The organism is Flavobacterium yafengii, assembly GCF_030010375.1.
GTDB lineage: Bacteria > Bacteroidota > Bacteroidia > Flavobacteriales > Flavobacteriaceae > Flavobacterium > Flavobacterium yafengii.
On the sequence record NZ_JASCRY010000001.1, the window covers coordinates 1,095,909 to 1,109,358 of the forward strand.

Annotated in this window: 15 protein-coding genes and 2 tRNA genes; 13 read left to right on the forward strand and 4 right to left on the reverse strand. The window is 33.4% G+C overall.

Annotation, left to right across the window (positions count from 1 at the left end; genetic code table 11):
* Nucleotides 1–35 precede the first annotated feature (35 nt).
* Nucleotides 36–758: a murein L,D-transpeptidase catalytic domain family protein gene (locus QLS97_RS04785; RefSeq protein WP_282714583.1), complete on the forward strand. Its 723-nt coding sequence runs from the start codon at nt 36–38 to the stop codon at nt 756–758.
* Here QLS97_RS04785 and QLS97_RS04790 read toward each other — a convergent pair.
* Together QLS97_RS04790 and QLS97_RS04795 are read right to left on the reverse strand one after the other, a co-directional pair.
* The gene (locus QLS97_RS04790) at nt 747–2,336 is read right to left on the reverse strand and encodes a L,D-transpeptidase family protein (protein WP_282714585.1); all 1,590 of its coding nucleotides are present in this window, start codon (nt 2,334–2,336) and stop codon (nt 747–749) included. The two genes, QLS97_RS04785 and QLS97_RS04790, sit on opposite strands and share 12 nt — an antisense overlap.
* 144 nt (nt 2,337–2,480) lie before the next feature.
* Nucleotides 2,481–2,714 carry a hypothetical protein gene (locus QLS97_RS04795; protein ID WP_282714587.1) on the reverse strand — a complete coding sequence of 78 codons (234 nt, stop codon included), beginning with the start codon at nt 2,712–2,714 and terminating at the stop codon, nt 2,481–2,483.
* Nucleotides 2,715–2,883: 169 nt separating this feature from the next.
* Here QLS97_RS04795 and QLS97_RS04800 point away from each other — a divergent pair.
* Nucleotides 2,884–2,956: transfer RNA gene (locus QLS97_RS04800), tRNA-Gly, on the forward strand.
* A 47-nt stretch (nt 2,957–3,003) separates the two neighbouring features.
* A tRNA-Gly gene (locus QLS97_RS04805) sits at nt 3,004–3,079 on the forward strand.
* 149 nt (nt 3,080–3,228) lie between these two features.
* Here QLS97_RS04805 and pepE read toward each other — a convergent pair.
* Nucleotides 3,229–3,936, reverse strand: coding sequence for a dipeptidase PepE (gene pepE / locus QLS97_RS04810; RefSeq protein WP_282714589.1), 708 nt, complete (start codon nt 3,934–3,936; stop codon nt 3,229–3,231).
* 148 nt (nt 3,937–4,084) lie between these two features.
* Here pepE and QLS97_RS04815 point away from each other — a divergent pair, with 148 nt between their 5' ends.
* The 8 genes from QLS97_RS04815 (at nt 4,085) to QLS97_RS04850 (ending at nt 10,431) form a co-directional block, all read left to right on the forward strand.
* Nucleotides 4,085–4,840, forward strand: coding sequence for a hypothetical protein (locus QLS97_RS04815; protein WP_282714590.1), 756 nt, complete (start codon nt 4,085–4,087; stop codon nt 4,838–4,840).
* On the forward strand, nt 4,830–5,558 hold the full coding sequence (locus QLS97_RS04820; protein WP_282714593.1) for a hypothetical protein: 729 nt from the start codon (nt 4,830–4,832) through the stop codon (nt 5,556–5,558). The genes QLS97_RS04815 and QLS97_RS04820 overlap by 11 nt, the downstream gene beginning before the upstream one ends.
* 25 nt (nt 5,559–5,583) lie before the next feature.
* Entirely contained in the window at nt 5,584–5,754 is a 171-nt protein-coding gene (locus tag QLS97_RS04825; protein ID WP_282714594.1) for a hypothetical protein, read from the forward strand.
* Between the two features lie 36 nt (nt 5,755–5,790).
* Nucleotides 5,791–6,546, forward strand: a complete 756-nt coding sequence (gene bamP, locus QLS97_RS04830) for a BamP family beta-barrel-assembly machinery protein (protein ID WP_282714595.1) — start codon at nt 5,791–5,793, stop codon at nt 6,544–6,546.
* Nucleotides 6,543–7,049, forward strand: a complete 507-nt coding sequence (locus QLS97_RS04835; RefSeq protein WP_282714596.1) for a DUF6702 family protein — start codon at nt 6,543–6,545, stop codon at nt 7,047–7,049. The genes bamP and QLS97_RS04835 overlap by 4 nt, the downstream gene beginning before the upstream one ends.
* A gap of 60 nt (nt 7,050–7,109) precedes the next feature.
* Nucleotides 7,110–9,353 carry a M1 family metallopeptidase gene (locus QLS97_RS04840; protein WP_282714598.1) on the forward strand — a complete coding sequence of 748 codons (2,244 nt, stop codon included), beginning with the start codon at nt 7,110–7,112 and terminating at the stop codon, nt 9,351–9,353.
* A 110-nt stretch (nt 9,354–9,463) separates the two neighbouring features.
* Entirely contained in the window at nt 9,464–9,865 is a 402-nt protein-coding gene (locus QLS97_RS04845) for a Sec-independent protein translocase subunit TatA/TatB (protein WP_282714600.1), read from the forward strand.
* A complete protein-coding gene (locus QLS97_RS04850) occupies nt 9,865–10,431 on the forward strand; it encodes a phosphatase PAP2 family protein (RefSeq protein WP_282714602.1) in 567 nt (188 codons plus the stop codon). Before QLS97_RS04845 ends, QLS97_RS04850 begins: the two co-directional genes overlap by 1 nt.
* A gap of 141 nt (nt 10,432–10,572) precedes the next feature.
* Here QLS97_RS04850 and QLS97_RS04855 read toward each other — a convergent pair whose 3' ends face one another.
* The gene (locus QLS97_RS04855; protein WP_282714604.1) at nt 10,573–11,214 is read right to left on the reverse strand and encodes an O-methyltransferase; all 642 of its coding nucleotides are present in this window, start codon (nt 11,212–11,214) and stop codon (nt 10,573–10,575) included.
* Nucleotides 11,215–11,295: 81 nt separating this feature from the next.
* On the opposite strand from QLS97_RS04855, the gene rlmN reads away from it, so the two are divergent.
* Together rlmN and QLS97_RS04865 are read left to right on the forward strand one after the other, a co-directional pair.
* On the forward strand, nt 11,296–12,339 hold the full coding sequence (gene rlmN, locus QLS97_RS04860; RefSeq protein ID WP_099714427.1) for a dual-specificity RNA methyltransferase RlmN: 1,044 nt from the start codon (nt 11,296–11,298) through the stop codon (nt 12,337–12,339).
* A gap of 79 nt (nt 12,340–12,418) precedes the next feature.
* On the forward strand, nt 12,419–13,396 hold the full coding sequence (locus QLS97_RS04865; RefSeq protein ID WP_282714606.1) for a polyprenyl synthetase family protein: 978 nt from the start codon (nt 12,419–12,421) through the stop codon (nt 13,394–13,396).
* Nucleotides 13,397–13,450: the final 54 nt, after the last annotated feature.

Below are 13,450 nucleotides of genomic sequence, written 5' to 3' on the forward strand. Positions count from 1 at the left end.
CAATCCCGAATTAATTTATAACTTAAAGAAAATCAATGATTTATAACCTATTTCCTACTATTTTGTTTATGCTGTTTTCTTTCTCTACAAGCAAAACAAACCTTCCAGAGCCAAATGATATTAAACCAGTAGTTTATGCCAAAACGGTAGAATCTAGTGTTGATGCTAAAATTGAAATGGCATACAACAATTTGCATTCTGATAAATTTGCTTTGCCTAAATTAGAAAGTTTTGCCGAAGCTTTAAAAGGATATTATTCGTTGAAAGAAAAAGGATTAATTAAGAAAGATGTTTTAACCTTAATTGATTTCAGTTTGTCTTCAAATACCAAAAGACTTTGGGTAATTGATTTAATTACCGGGGATGTATTGTTTCATTCTCTTGTTGCACATGGAAGAAATACAGGAAATGAATTTGCTTCTAATTTTTCAAATTCAGCAGAATCGTATAAAAGCAGTTTAGGTTTTTATGCCACGGGTGAAATTTATAATGGCAAACATGGAATGTCACTTAAATTAGATGGTTTAGAAAAAGGAGTTAATGACAATGCAAGAGCCAGAGGCGTTGTGATGCATGCTGCTGATTATGTTTCTAATTCATTTATCAAAAACAATCACAGACTAGGAAGAAGTCAAGGTTGTCCTGCTGTGCCGGTAGAATTGTCTAAAGAAATTATCAGTACAATAAAAAACAAATCATGTTTTTTTATTTACCATCCGTCAAGAGTTTCAAAATTTGGAGCAGAATCAATTTCTTAATTTAGTGTATAAATCAGCATCTAAATTGTAAATATCATCTCTAAAAATCAGTTTGTTGTTTTCGCTCCAAGCAGTCCAATACAATAAGTGGAAGGAAACTTCTTTTTTGATTTTTACAAATTTTGTTTTTTCACTTTGTAGAATTTCTGTAATTTTTTCCAGATTCCAATTGATGTCATCGTCCAATAAATACTCTGTTAATTCTAATGGATTGTCTACTCTGACACAACCGGAACTTAACGAACGATCTATTTTGTCGAAATAATCCCTGTGATTGGTATCGTGTAAATAAACAGAGAAGCGGTTTGGAAAAATAATCTTAACCATTCCCAGCGAATTAAAAGTTCCCGGACTTTGCACGTAACGATAACTTTTGGCTTGCGATAATTGCCATTCGTAAGGACTTACGATTCCCCCATTACGATCATATATTTTAATATTTGATTCAGCTAAATAGCTTCTGTTTTTTAAAATGGCAGGAATAACATCTTCTCGCAAAATGGTGGGAGGAACAGTCCAAGTTGGGTTAAAGACAACCTGAGTTAATTTAGACGATAATATTGGCGATTTTCTTTTGGCTCTTCCCACTATTACTCTGTGTGTTCTCAACGTATCTTTATCTTTAATTAATGACAATCTGTAGTCAGGAATATTAATGATTATATATTCTTTTCCCATTTCTTTTGGATACCATTTCCAGCGCTCAAGATTTACTATTATTTGTTGCATGCGTTGTTTTTTAGAAAAATTGAGAGAGGCAATTGTAGCTGGTCCAATTATTCCATCTACGGCTAAACCATGACGATTTTGAAATTTTTTTATGGCAAGCATTGTTTCTTCATTGTAAATGGATGTTAAGCTGTCATTGAGTTGTAATTCTTTCCAATAAATTAATCTTTTTTTAATGTCAATTATGGAGATATTAGTGTCGTTTGGAGAAATTATTTGCTCAATTTTTAATGCGTTAAAGTTATCTTTAGGAAGCGTATTTAGCAATCTCAGTGCTTTTTTTAGTTTTTTGTAAACAATATGATTGGGTTTTAATTGCTCTATTTTATCTGCTAAGGAGTCGTTGTTCAGTAAATCCGTCAAGATTTCATTTATATCAATGTAGTTTTCTTTTAAATCCCAGTTTTTATATAGTTTTCTGGGATTCAGTTTTCCGTTAGTCAAGTGAGAAATGTATTTTTGAAAACTCGAAGTCAGTAAAATGTCATATTTAGCTAAATCAGTCTCGTCAAGTGTCGCTGATTTTTTTTCAAAATCGCTTAATATTTTTACTTTGTAATCTTCTGGATTTAATCCTTCTTCATCGGATTTGAGGAGTTCGGCCAAAATTATTTTTCTGTTTTCCTTAGATTGCCAAATCGTTCTGTAATTAGTTGCTTTATAAAAAGCGGAAAGTGTTTTGCTGTTAAAAGAAGTTAGTAATGCAGAGTCAATTCTAATGGACTTATCTTCAGGTAGAACAACAGGATTTGAAATTTCTTTTTTCAAGATTACCTCACTTGTTATTTCTGCCTTTTTGCAACTAATGGTTACACAGATTAATAGTATTAGGGCTAACGTTTTCATCATTCATTTTTTAAACATGACAATGTATTCTCTAACTCCTTATTGTGTCAAAAGGAAATCCTTTGACTTGATGTTCTTCTTTTATTAAATTCAATAGCTTGTTTTTGGGCAATGCAATATTTCTCTGAATTTATAATGAGTTTTTCTCTAAAACCCTTCTTTTAATTTAAAACTGTTTTTTTTGCAGTAAATAAATCGTTTTTTACTTCGAATAATGAAATAACTCTCGCAGATTTTTTTGTCATACAGGTCAAAATGAACTGTAGTTCCTAAAACATTTTCATTAAAATGACAATTTTCAATTGGTTTTTCAGCCCGAAGTACGGGATGTCTTACCGAAAATGTCTCTAAAGCGATGATTTTTTTGATGTTTGACATCATTTTTTTAAATGATTTTTCAGTGTAATAAAGGTATAATAATTTAATATTAAATTCTTTATGAATTTTATATGCTTTTTTTTAAAAAGACTGTACGGGTCAGTTTGTGATTTTTTAAGAAAAAAACTTGCATTGAAGCAAACTTATTAATTATATTTGCACCGTTGTTAATGCGAAAGTAGCTCAGTTGGTAGAGCTCCAGCCTTCCAAGCTGGTTGTCGCGAGTTCGAGCCTCGTCTTTCGCTCTAAGCCTCAAATTTAGGTTTGAGGTTTTTTATTTTACTGTTTTAATGCGAAAGTAGCTCAGTTGGTAGAGCTCCAGCCTTCCAAGCTGGTTGTCGCGAGTTCGAGCCTCGTCTTTCGCTCCAAAAACCTCAAACAAAAGTTTGAGGTTTTTTATTTTAAGGTTGTGCGAGAAGTTTATCCCGTGAACCAAGAGATACGGGAAGCCTCGTCTTTCGCTCTTTAAAGCCGAAACTTAATTGTTTCGGCTTTTTTTTTGTCATTTATTTTGGGACTACTTTAAAAAACTTAAATCAGTTCCGCTTTCCAGTTCTTCGGGTGCTTGATTTTGTCTAAAAAGTCGTGCCGTCAAATCGCCTTTCAATGTGATTTTATCACCTTTCACGTCCAGCCAGCTTCCTTCTCTTAATCCTAAAACAGGTACAGAATTATAAGCATGAAACTCTTTTATTCTGGTTTCACGAGTTTCTCCCATGTGATTGGAATTGGTATCGGGATCTAAGTAATGCGGATTTAAATTGAAAGGAATCAATCCCAGAGTTTTAAAACTTGGAGGATAAACAATCGGCATGTCGTTTGTCGTTTGCATCGTTAACCCGCAAATGTTACTTCCTGCGCTTGTTCCTAGATACGGAGTTCCATTTTTTACAACTTCAGAGAGAATTTCTATACTGTTGTTTTTGTATAATTGGGAAACCAAAACAAATGTACTTCCACCTCCGGTAAAGATTCCTTCGGCATTTTTCAAAGCTTGATTGGCATCTTCAAATTCATGGATTCCAATTACTTTTTTATTTATTTTGGCGAAAGCCAAGCTTACCATTGCGGTATATTCCTCATGAGAAATACCTCCGGGTCTAGCGTAAGGAATGAAAAGAATGGTATTACAGTTTTGAAAATGCAATTGTAATTCAGGTAATAAATAGTCCAGATAATTCTGGTTAGCAAGAGTAGAAGTACTTGCGATTAGTATATTTTTCATTTTTTAGTGAATAATTTGTGCTAAAGGTATTAAATCAGTCTTTTTGATTTCACATTTTTAATTAACATTTTTTTACCAACCCATTAGTAATTAATTTGGAACGCATTAAGATACTTTTACGAGGTGTCAATAATGGATTTAAAAAGGGATGATCAGAATTGTGTACTTATATTTGGCTTTTGTAGCAACGAATGTTGTAGCACAAGAAACGTCTCGAATAAAATTCAAAGGAAAAGTGACTTCTGATGTTTCTGTTCTTGAAGGGATTTATGTGATAAATTTAAAAAGTGAGCAAGCATTAGTTACTGATAAAGAAGGAAATTTTTCGATACTGGCTAAAGCAGGGGACACATTACTATTTACTCAAGGGCAGTTTAAAGAGGTTAGAATTGGCTTGACCCAAAAAGATTTTGAACAAGAAATAATTGTCGTAAAAATGATGCCCATAGTAAATCAATTGCGAGAAGTTATTGTAAGAAACGGTATCAATGCGGTTTCAATGGGGATAATTCCAAAGGGACAAAAAATATATACTCCGGCAGAACGAAAGTTATACACTGCCAGTAATCTTAATGCCACTGCTAATGCGGGCACTATGATGGGCGGTTCAATCTCAGCGGATCCATTATTAAATTGGATTTCAGGAAGGACTAAAATGCTTAAAAAAGAAGTAGAAGTCGAAAAGAAAGAATCGTATATGAGGCAGTTAGAGAATATGTTTACCGTTGACTATTTTGTAAATAAATTAAAAATACCGGCTGAATATGTCAAAGGATTTGAATATTACAGTGTCGAAAATGAAAGATTTGTGACTGTTCTAAAATCTAAAAATGTGACAATGACGACTTTCTTAATTGGAGAATTGGCAACTAAATACAAAGAAATAATTGCAAGTGAAAATTAAAAATACCCTACTATTTATTGTCTTTTTGTTCGTACAAGTTGTTTTTGCTCAAACTAGAAAGGGAAACGAACTTCGAGGAAAAATTATTGCTGACTCTGTTGCCGTTGATCGCATTACTATTGAGAATGTAACAGCGGATAAAACTGCTTTCTCAGATGTGAATGGTTTCTTTACTATTGCTGCAAAAGAAGACGATGTTTTGGTATTTACTGCGGTTAATTTAGAAGGTCTCCGAATGAAAATTGATAAACAGGATTTACTGCAGGAAGTTATTACGGTAAAGATGCTTCCCAAAAGTATTATTTTGAAAGAAGTTTTAGTGAATGAATCTTTCATCACTGCAGAAAGTTTAGGGATTATACCTTACGGTCAAAAAAAATATACGCCGGCCGAAAGAAAATTATACACGGCAACTTCTGGAAACGGTATCGATGGATTACTGAATGCAATTTCAGGTCGGAAAGCCATGCTGAAAAAGGAGATTGTAATTGAGAAGAAAGAACAATTATTGGCAAGAATCGAATTTCTTTTTGAGGATAAATATTACATCGAAACCTTAAAAATTCCCGCTGATTACATTAAAGGTTTTCAATATTACTGTATAGATGATACTGGTTTTGCAAATGCATTGCGATCTAAAAACAAGACAATGATGATGTTTCTAATTGTAAAACTTGCCGAAAATTACAATGAAATTATTGCGGGTGAAAATAAATAGAATTCTATCGATAGTTTTGTTTTTAATGTGCCAAATTTCTTTTGGGCAAACTTCTACTGGAAAGTTGCTTCATGGTAAAATTAGAGTCGATTCGGCTTATATAAGTGGAATAAATATCTTAAATTTAGTAAACGAAAAAACAGCTGCCACAAATAGTGATGGAGAATTTTTTATTTTGGCTAAAGCCAATTACTAGATTTAAAAAAATAATGCTCATAAAAAACAATCCAAGATGAAAACAAGAATAAAAATCATTTGTTTAATTTTATTTTGCCAATATTCTTTTGGTCAAAATGAAAGCAGGAAGTCCTTACATGGTCAATTCGTTAATGAATCTATTTTAGTAGATCACGGATATGTTTTTAATTTAAATTCAAAAACGAGAACCTTTATTAGCGATCAGGGTTTTTTTGATATTTTGGCGAAAGCCAAAGATACGTTGCTTGTTTCGAGTAATTTATTCAAGTCAAAAAAAATAGTGGTAGAGGAAAAAGACTTTGCAAAATCGTTATTTGTGATTAATTTAGAAACACAAACTACCCTGCTTAATGAAGTTATCGTAAAACGTAAAGCTGAAATTAAACCTATCGTTGGCGGTACACAGCGTATTGTAGATATACAATTTGTAGATGATGAGAAATCTTCGCCAGTAAATAGAACAATGCCTTCGGACGGCAGCATAGAAAACGGAATGGATTTTGTTAGAGTATTTAAAATGGTTTCCAAATTATTTAAGAATGATTCGGCAAAGAAAACCGATTTGAATTCTAATGTAGATTTTTCGGATGTGGTTTCTAAAGGAATTGATAAGTATTTCTTTACCAATACATTGAAGTTGAAAAACGAAGAAATTGGACTTTTTCTGGATTATTGCGAGAATGATCCAAAATCAAAAAGCCTTTTAAAACAAGAAGACGAATTTTTACTAATTGATTTTTTAATCACCAAGAACGAAGAATTTAAAAGAATTACTACTTTTGAAAAATGAAAAAAACAATCTTAATTACTTTTTTTGGCCTATTATTTTTAACGTTGACTTCATTTAGTGTACATAAATTTTATGTAGCATTATACCAAGTAAATTACGCTCCCCAAAAGAAAATGCTTCAAATCACCGCTCGTATTTTTGTAGATGATTTGAATAGCGCAGTTGGAAAAAAGTATAGCAAAAAAATCAATTTAGGCTCCGAAAAAGAAACAGATGAAGATTTGATTTTGTTGAAAAAGTATTTAAGCGAAAAATTCTCCATAAAAATAAATGGGCAATCTAAGACCATGAATCTTTTAAGTAAAGAAATGGAAGGGGATGTACTTATCTGTTATTTAAATATTAAGGAAGTTTCGAAAGTTAATTCACTCGAAATTTACAATACCGTTATCATAGAAGGAAATTCAGAGCAACAGAATATTATGCATTTTAATGTGGCTGGAGTAAAAAACACATTGTTATTTACAGAATCCACATCAAAGGGAATGTTAAAATATGAATAAATTTAGAGAAATTTGTTTTAAATTATTATTTTCACGCACTGAATAACCAGATTTCCACCTATGAAAAAATTTACATTATTATTACTTCTTCCCGCAATTTTATTTGCCCAAGAAAAAACGACACCTGTTGCAACAAAACAAACAGGAAAATACGATACCAATAAGTTTAGCCAAATGTATGATCTGTTAGCAACACCTAACATGTTTCGTACGGCTTCTGGAGCTCCGGGCCCGGCTTATTATCAGCAACAGGCTGACTACAAGATAAATGTTGAGCTAGATGATAAAAAATCTAAATTGACTGGGTCTGAAACGGTTACTTATTATAACAATTCTCCGGATACTTTAGAGTATTTATGGGTACAGTTAGACCAAAATCAAGCTGCGAAAACGTCACAAACTCCATTGGCGGAAAGCCAAAGAATGGAGCAGGTTTTTCCTGCTGGAAACTTCGCAAACAAGTTTTTAAAACAAGAACAAGAGCGTGGTTTTAATATTGAGTTTGTGAAAGATGTAAAAGGGAATCCTTTGTCCTATTCGATCAATCAAACCATGATGCGTATCAATTTAGCAACGCCAATGAAACCTGGTGAGAAATTTACTTTTTCTATCAATTGGTGGTATAATATTAATAACTACAGACAAGATGGTGGTCGTTCAGGTTATGAATTATTCGAAAAAGAAGGAAACAAATTATATGTAATTGCTCAGTTCTATCCTAGAATGGCAGTTTATAATGATGTGGAAGGATGGCAAAATATGCAATTTTGGGGAACAGGAGAATTTACGTTGCCTTTTGGAAATTTTGATGTAAATATCACCGTCCCTGCGGATCACGTTATGGAAGCTACAGGTGAATTGATGAACAGAAGCGAAGTATTTACTGCAGAGCAAGTAAAAAGATACGAACTGGCGCAAAAATCATTTGACAAACCAGTTGTAATTGTTACTCAAGCGGAAGCAGAAGCAAGTGAAAAAGGTTTTTCAGAAAAGAAAAAAACATGGAAATTTAGTGCTAAAAACGTAAGGGATTTTGGTATTGCTACTTCTAGAAAATTTATTCTGGATGCAATGGCAGTTCAATTGACTAACAAAACAGTTATGGCAATTTCAGTTTATCCTAAAGAAAGTAATCCGCTTTGGGGAGAAACTTCAACTAGAACTGTTGCCCATACTTTAAAAAGTTATTCAGCACACACATTTGACTATCCTTATCCAAAAGCAGTTTCTGTTTCAGCAGAAGATCAAGGGATGGAATACCCAATGATTTGTTGGAATTATGGTCGTCCTGACGAAAAAGGAGTGACTAGTGAGCGTATTAAAAACGGAATGATTGGTGTAGTAATACATGAAGTAGGACACAATTTCTTTCCTATGATTGTAAATTCTGATGAGCGTCAATGGTCTTGGATGGATGAAGGTCTTAATACTTTTATGCAATACATGGCTGAACAAGAAATGGGTACAAATTTCCCTTCAAGTCGTGGACCAGCAAGTAAAATTGTTCCTTACATGAGTGGAGATCAAAAATTCTTGGAGCCTATTATGTCAAACTCTGAAACGATAGTTCAATTTGGCGCTAATGCTTATGGTAAGCCGGCAACAGGTTTAAACATCCTTAGAGAAACGATTATGGGAAGAGAATTGTTTGACCACGCTTTCAAAGTATATGCTAACAGATGGAAATTCAAGCATCCTACACCAGAAGACTTTTTTAGAACTATGGAAGATGCATCTGCAGTAGATTTAGATTGGTTTTTCAGAGGATGGTTTTACTCCACTGATTTTGTTGATATCGGAGTGAAAGAAGTAAAACAATATTATGTTTCTGAGACAGCAACTGCAGCATTGAAAGACGCTGTAGTAAGAAGAGGGCGTTTTGGACAGGAAAAAGGACCTTTCGTTTATTTAGTTCCTGGAACAAGTGAAGAATTATCAGCTAAAGACAAAAAAGCATTGGCTATTGGAGATGTGAATTTACTATCTGAATATGTAAACCAAAACTTTTCAGCTGACGAAAAATCAAAATTAAAATCTCCTAAGTATTTCTACGAAGTAGAGTTTAATAAGCCAGGAGGAATGTTAATGCCAATTATTGTTGAATTGACTTACGAAGATGATACAACAGAAACATTCAAATATCCAGCTCAAATTTGGAGAAAAAACAACGATACCGCTAAGAAAGTTTATGCAACTGAAAAAGCAATCAAAAAGATTCAGATAGATCCAAAATTAGAAACTGCTGATATTGATGTAACCAATAACGCTTGGCCTAAAGAAGAAGTGAAGTCTAAATTTGATTAAATAAAGACCTGAAATTAAAAAAGACTCTGAAAAGAGTCTTTTTTTTATGAAAAAATTAAAAGTCAAGGATTCAAAATTAGGTATATTTGTAGCAATAAAAAATAAGAAATATGTTTGGCATAGGAGGAGGAGAATTAATTTTTATCATGTTTATAGTACTCATGCTTTTTGGGTCGGATAAAGTACCAGAAATAGCCCGCACCATGGGTAAAGCAATGGCACAATTAAAAAATGCTACGAATGACATAAAAAGTGAAATTCAAAAAGGAGCAGAGGCTAATGGATTTGATACACAAACATTAACCGATTTAAGAGGGAACATTACGTCGCATATCAATAAAGCTAAGGATGATCTATTAGGAGATACGTCTCAAATTAGCGATATAACCGGAAATATCACCTCAGAAATTAATAAAGCCAAAGACAATTTACTGGGTGATACAACCAACCAAATCGAAACAACTAAAGAAGCTATAGAAGATGTTACAGGACCTATAAAACGTCAGATGTAATGTTGGAAAAATTACTGTCTTTAGATACAAGATTATTTGTTTTTTTGAATGGATTAGGGTCGGAAACCTATGACGGACTTTGGTTATTTATTACCAAACAAAGCAACTGGATTCCTCTTTTTTTACTCCTTTTATATGTTATTTATAAAAAACTAGGCGCTAAACAAACCTTATATTTATTGCTTTTTGTAGCGGCTTTAGTTACAATTACAGATCAAACAACAAACTTGTTTAAGAACGGATTTCAACGATTACGCCCTTGTAATAATCCTGAAATTAATTCTTTTATACGAATTGTTCAAGTCAGAAATTCTTTTAGTTTTTTCTCGGGACATGCAGCAAATTCAATGGCAGTTGCGACATTTTTGTATTTTAATTTTAAAGATAAAATCAAATTTTTCGGCTTCCTATTCTTGTGGCCGCTCATCTTCGCTTACAGCAGGATCTATTTGGGATTGCATTATCCGTTAGATATTTTATCAGGCTATTTGTTCGGACTTACTTTTGGATTTTTGATATTCAAAGCATACAAAATTGCACAACAAAAATATTTCCCACAAAAATAATTTTAGAATTGCTCAGGAGCTTTTTCCTGCTCTACGCTGTATCTTTTTCTTGTTATTCTTCTTTAGGTCAGAATAACAAGAAAAAGGATGCCGCTTCCATCAGGGCTAGGACATTTGTTTTCAATAGAAATATCGTCGTAACTATAGAACTCTGCTTACTGTCAATCCATCACGAATAGGCAACAAAACCGTTTCTACTCTTGGATCATTTGCTAATAGCTGATTGTATTCCAGTAATACTTTTGTACTCAAATCATTAGGCTGTAACGGTTCCAGAACTTTACCGCTCCACAGCACATTATCGGATAAAATAATCCCGCCCTTATTCATTTTAGGAAGAATCAATTCAAAATAGTTAAGGTAATTTTCTTTGTCGGCATCGATAAAAACCAAATCAAATTTCATTTCCAAAGTTGGAAGAATGTCAGTTGCTTCTCCTAAATGTTGTACAATTTGTTTTCCCCAAGATGATTTGTCAAAATGTTTGCGTTGAAAATCAACTAATTCTTCTTTGATGTCAATCGTATGCAATTGCCCGGTTTCCTGCATGCCCTCGCACAAACACAATGCCGAATAGCCTGTGTAAGTACCAATTTCAAGAATATTCACAGGTCGAATCAATTTAGACAACATACTCAAAACCCGCCCCTGAAAATGACCGCTCAACATTCGTGGCAGCAAAATTTTTTGATAGGTTTCCTTATTCAGAGCAGCAAGTAAAGCAGGTTCTTTTTCGGAATGGTGCTCGATATAATCTTCTAATTCTTGGGAAATGAAATGCATTTTTTGAATTTTTTTCAATTTAGAGCAAAGTTATCAAATTATCAAATCAACAAATCAACAAATTGTCATTAAATTTGCACCATGGAAATCGAGAAAAAAGACATACGATCCTTATCAAAAGAACAATTGCGAGATTTTTTCGTAGCAAATGGAGACAAAGCCTTTCGTGGAAATCAAGTGTATGAATGGTTGTGGAGCAAAGGCGCACATAGTTTTGAGGATATGACCAATGTTTCTAAGGGAACACGCACGATGTTGGAAACGCATTTCGTAATCAATCACATCAAAGTGGATACGATGCAGCGCAGTGAAGATGGAACTGTGAAAAATGCTGTTCGTTTGCATGATGGTTTGGTGGTGGAATCGGTTTTGATACCTACTAATACAAGAACTACAGCTTGTGTTTCGAGCCAAGTAGGTTGTAGTTTAGATTGCAACTTTTGCGCTACAGCGCGATTAAAAAGAATGCGAAATCTGGAACCGGCTGAAATTTATGATCAGGTAATTGCCATTGATAAAGAAAGCCGTTTGTATTACAATCATCCGTTATCGAATATTGTTTTTATGGGAATGGGCGAACCGCTTATGAACTATAACAATGTCTTGAAAGCGATAGAAATGATTACGTCTCCGGAAGGTTTAGGAATGTCGCCTAAACGTATTATGGTGTCGACTTCGGGGGTTCCTAAAATGATTAAGAAATTGGCGGATGATGACGTAAAATTCAAATTAGCCGTTTCGCTACACTCTGCAATCGATGAAATTCGTTCTCGAATTATGCCGTTTAGTGCTAATTTTCCTTTGGCAGATTTACGCGAATCATTAGAATATTGGTACCGAAAAACCAAAAGTAAAATCTCCTACGAATATGTCGTTTGGAAAGATATCAATGACAATAAAGCTTCAATAGATGCTTTGGTGAAGTTCTGTAAATACGTTCCTTGTAAAGTAAATTTGATTGAATACAATCCAATCGATGATGGAGAATTTCAACAGGCTTCCGAAGAATCAATTAATGCGTACATAAAAGCACTGGAAGCTAGTGGTATCGTGGTAAAAGTGAGAAGAAGCCGCGGAAAAGATATTGATGCTGCTTGTGGTCAATTAGCTAATAAAGAAGCATAGAAGATTTATTTTCGAAAAATATTCAAAAGAATGTAAGCATTTGTAAGATTACATGCTAAAATTGTATCTTTGAATTCTAATGAATATTACTTCACAAATAAAACAGCCCATTTTCAATGAAATGGAACTTTTTGAAAAAAAGTTCTATGAATCGATGACTTCAAAAGTGGCTTTGTTAAATAGAATCACGTATTACATCGTCAACAGAAAAGGAAAACAAATGCGTCCTATGTTCGTTTTTCTGACTGCCAAAATGGTTTCGGCCGGAATAGTAAACGAAAGAACCTATCGTGGCGCTTGTGTTATTGAACTGATACATACTGCGACATTAGTTCACGATGATGTAGTGGATGATAGTAATCGCAGAAGAGGTTTTTTCTCCCTTAATGCACTTTGGAAAAATAAAATTGCAGTACTTGTGGGTGATTATTTATTGTCCAAAGGATTATTGCTTTCCATTGATAATGGAGATTTCGATTTGCTTCGAATTATTTCTGTTGCTGTTCGCGAAATGAGTGAAGGCGAATTACTTCAAATTGAAAAAGCCCGAAGACTCGACATCACAGAAGATATTTACTATGAAATCATTCGAAAAAAGACAGCAACACTTATTGCTGCCTGTTGTGCTCTGGGCGCAAGATCTGTTATAGAAGATGAAGCTCAAGTAGAAAACATGCGAAAATTTGGAGAACTCATCGGGATGGCTTTTCAAATAAAAGATGATTTATTCGATTATACCGAAGATGCCATTGGTAAACCTACCGGAATTGACATCAAAGAACAAAAAATGACTTTACCTCTTATTCATGTTTTGAATACGTGTACTTCAAAAGAGAAAACATGGCTTATCAATTCCATTAAAAACCATAATAAAGATAAAAAACGCGTCAAAGAAGTTATTGCTTTTGTAAAAAACAATAACGGATTGCTTTATGCAGAACAAAAAATGGTAGAATTCCAGCAAGAAGCCCTTTTACTTTTAGATAATTATTCGGATTCGGAGTTTAAAGATGCGCTAATTTTGATGGTGAATTATGTGATTGAAAGAAAAAAATAATTATTTTTTTAAAATAATTTCGCTTGTTAACATTGATTTTATTGATTTTCAATC

Bases quoted from the DNA above. Each gene is read 5' to 3' on its own strand.
- QLS97_RS04785 (WP_282714583.1), top strand. From the start codon at position 36: ATGATTTATAACCTATTTCCTACTATTTTGTTTATGCTGTTTTCTTTC.
- QLS97_RS04790 (WP_282714585.1), bottom strand. From the start codon at position 2,336: ATGATGAAAACGTTAGCCCTAATACTATTAATCTGTGTAACCATTAGT.
- QLS97_RS04795 (WP_282714587.1), bottom strand. From the start codon at position 2,714: ATGATGTCAAACATCAAAAAAATCATCGCTTTAGAGACATTTTCGGTA.
- pepE (WP_282714589.1), bottom strand. From the start codon at position 3,936: ATGAAAAATATACTAATCGCAAGTACTTCTACTCTTGCTAACCAGAAT.
- QLS97_RS04815 (WP_282714590.1), top strand. From the start codon at position 4,085: ATGATCAGAATTGTGTACTTATATTTGGCTTTTGTAGCAACGAATGTT.
- QLS97_RS04825 (WP_282714594.1), top strand. From the start codon at position 5,584: ATGTGCCAAATTTCTTTTGGGCAAACTTCTACTGGAAAGTTGCTTCAT.
- bamP (WP_282714595.1), top strand. From the start codon at position 5,791: ATGAAAACAAGAATAAAAATCATTTGTTTAATTTTATTTTGCCAATAT.
- QLS97_RS04835 (WP_282714596.1), top strand. From the start codon at position 6,543: ATGAAAAAAACAATCTTAATTACTTTTTTTGGCCTATTATTTTTAACG.
- QLS97_RS04840 (WP_282714598.1), top strand. From the start codon at position 7,110: ATGAAAAAATTTACATTATTATTACTTCTTCCCGCAATTTTATTTGCC.
- QLS97_RS04845 (WP_282714600.1), top strand. From the start codon at position 9,464: ATGTTTGGCATAGGAGGAGGAGAATTAATTTTTATCATGTTTATAGTA.
- QLS97_RS04850 (WP_282714602.1), top strand. From the start codon at position 9,865: ATGTTGGAAAAATTACTGTCTTTAGATACAAGATTATTTGTTTTTTTG.
- QLS97_RS04855 (WP_282714604.1), bottom strand. From the start codon at position 11,214: ATGCATTTCATTTCCCAAGAATTAGAAGATTATATCGAGCACCATTCC.
- rlmN (WP_099714427.1), top strand. From the start codon at position 11,296: ATGGAAATCGAGAAAAAAGACATACGATCCTTATCAAAAGAACAATTG.
- QLS97_RS04865 (WP_282714606.1), top strand. From the start codon at position 12,419: ATGAATATTACTTCACAAATAAAACAGCCCATTTTCAATGAAATGGAA.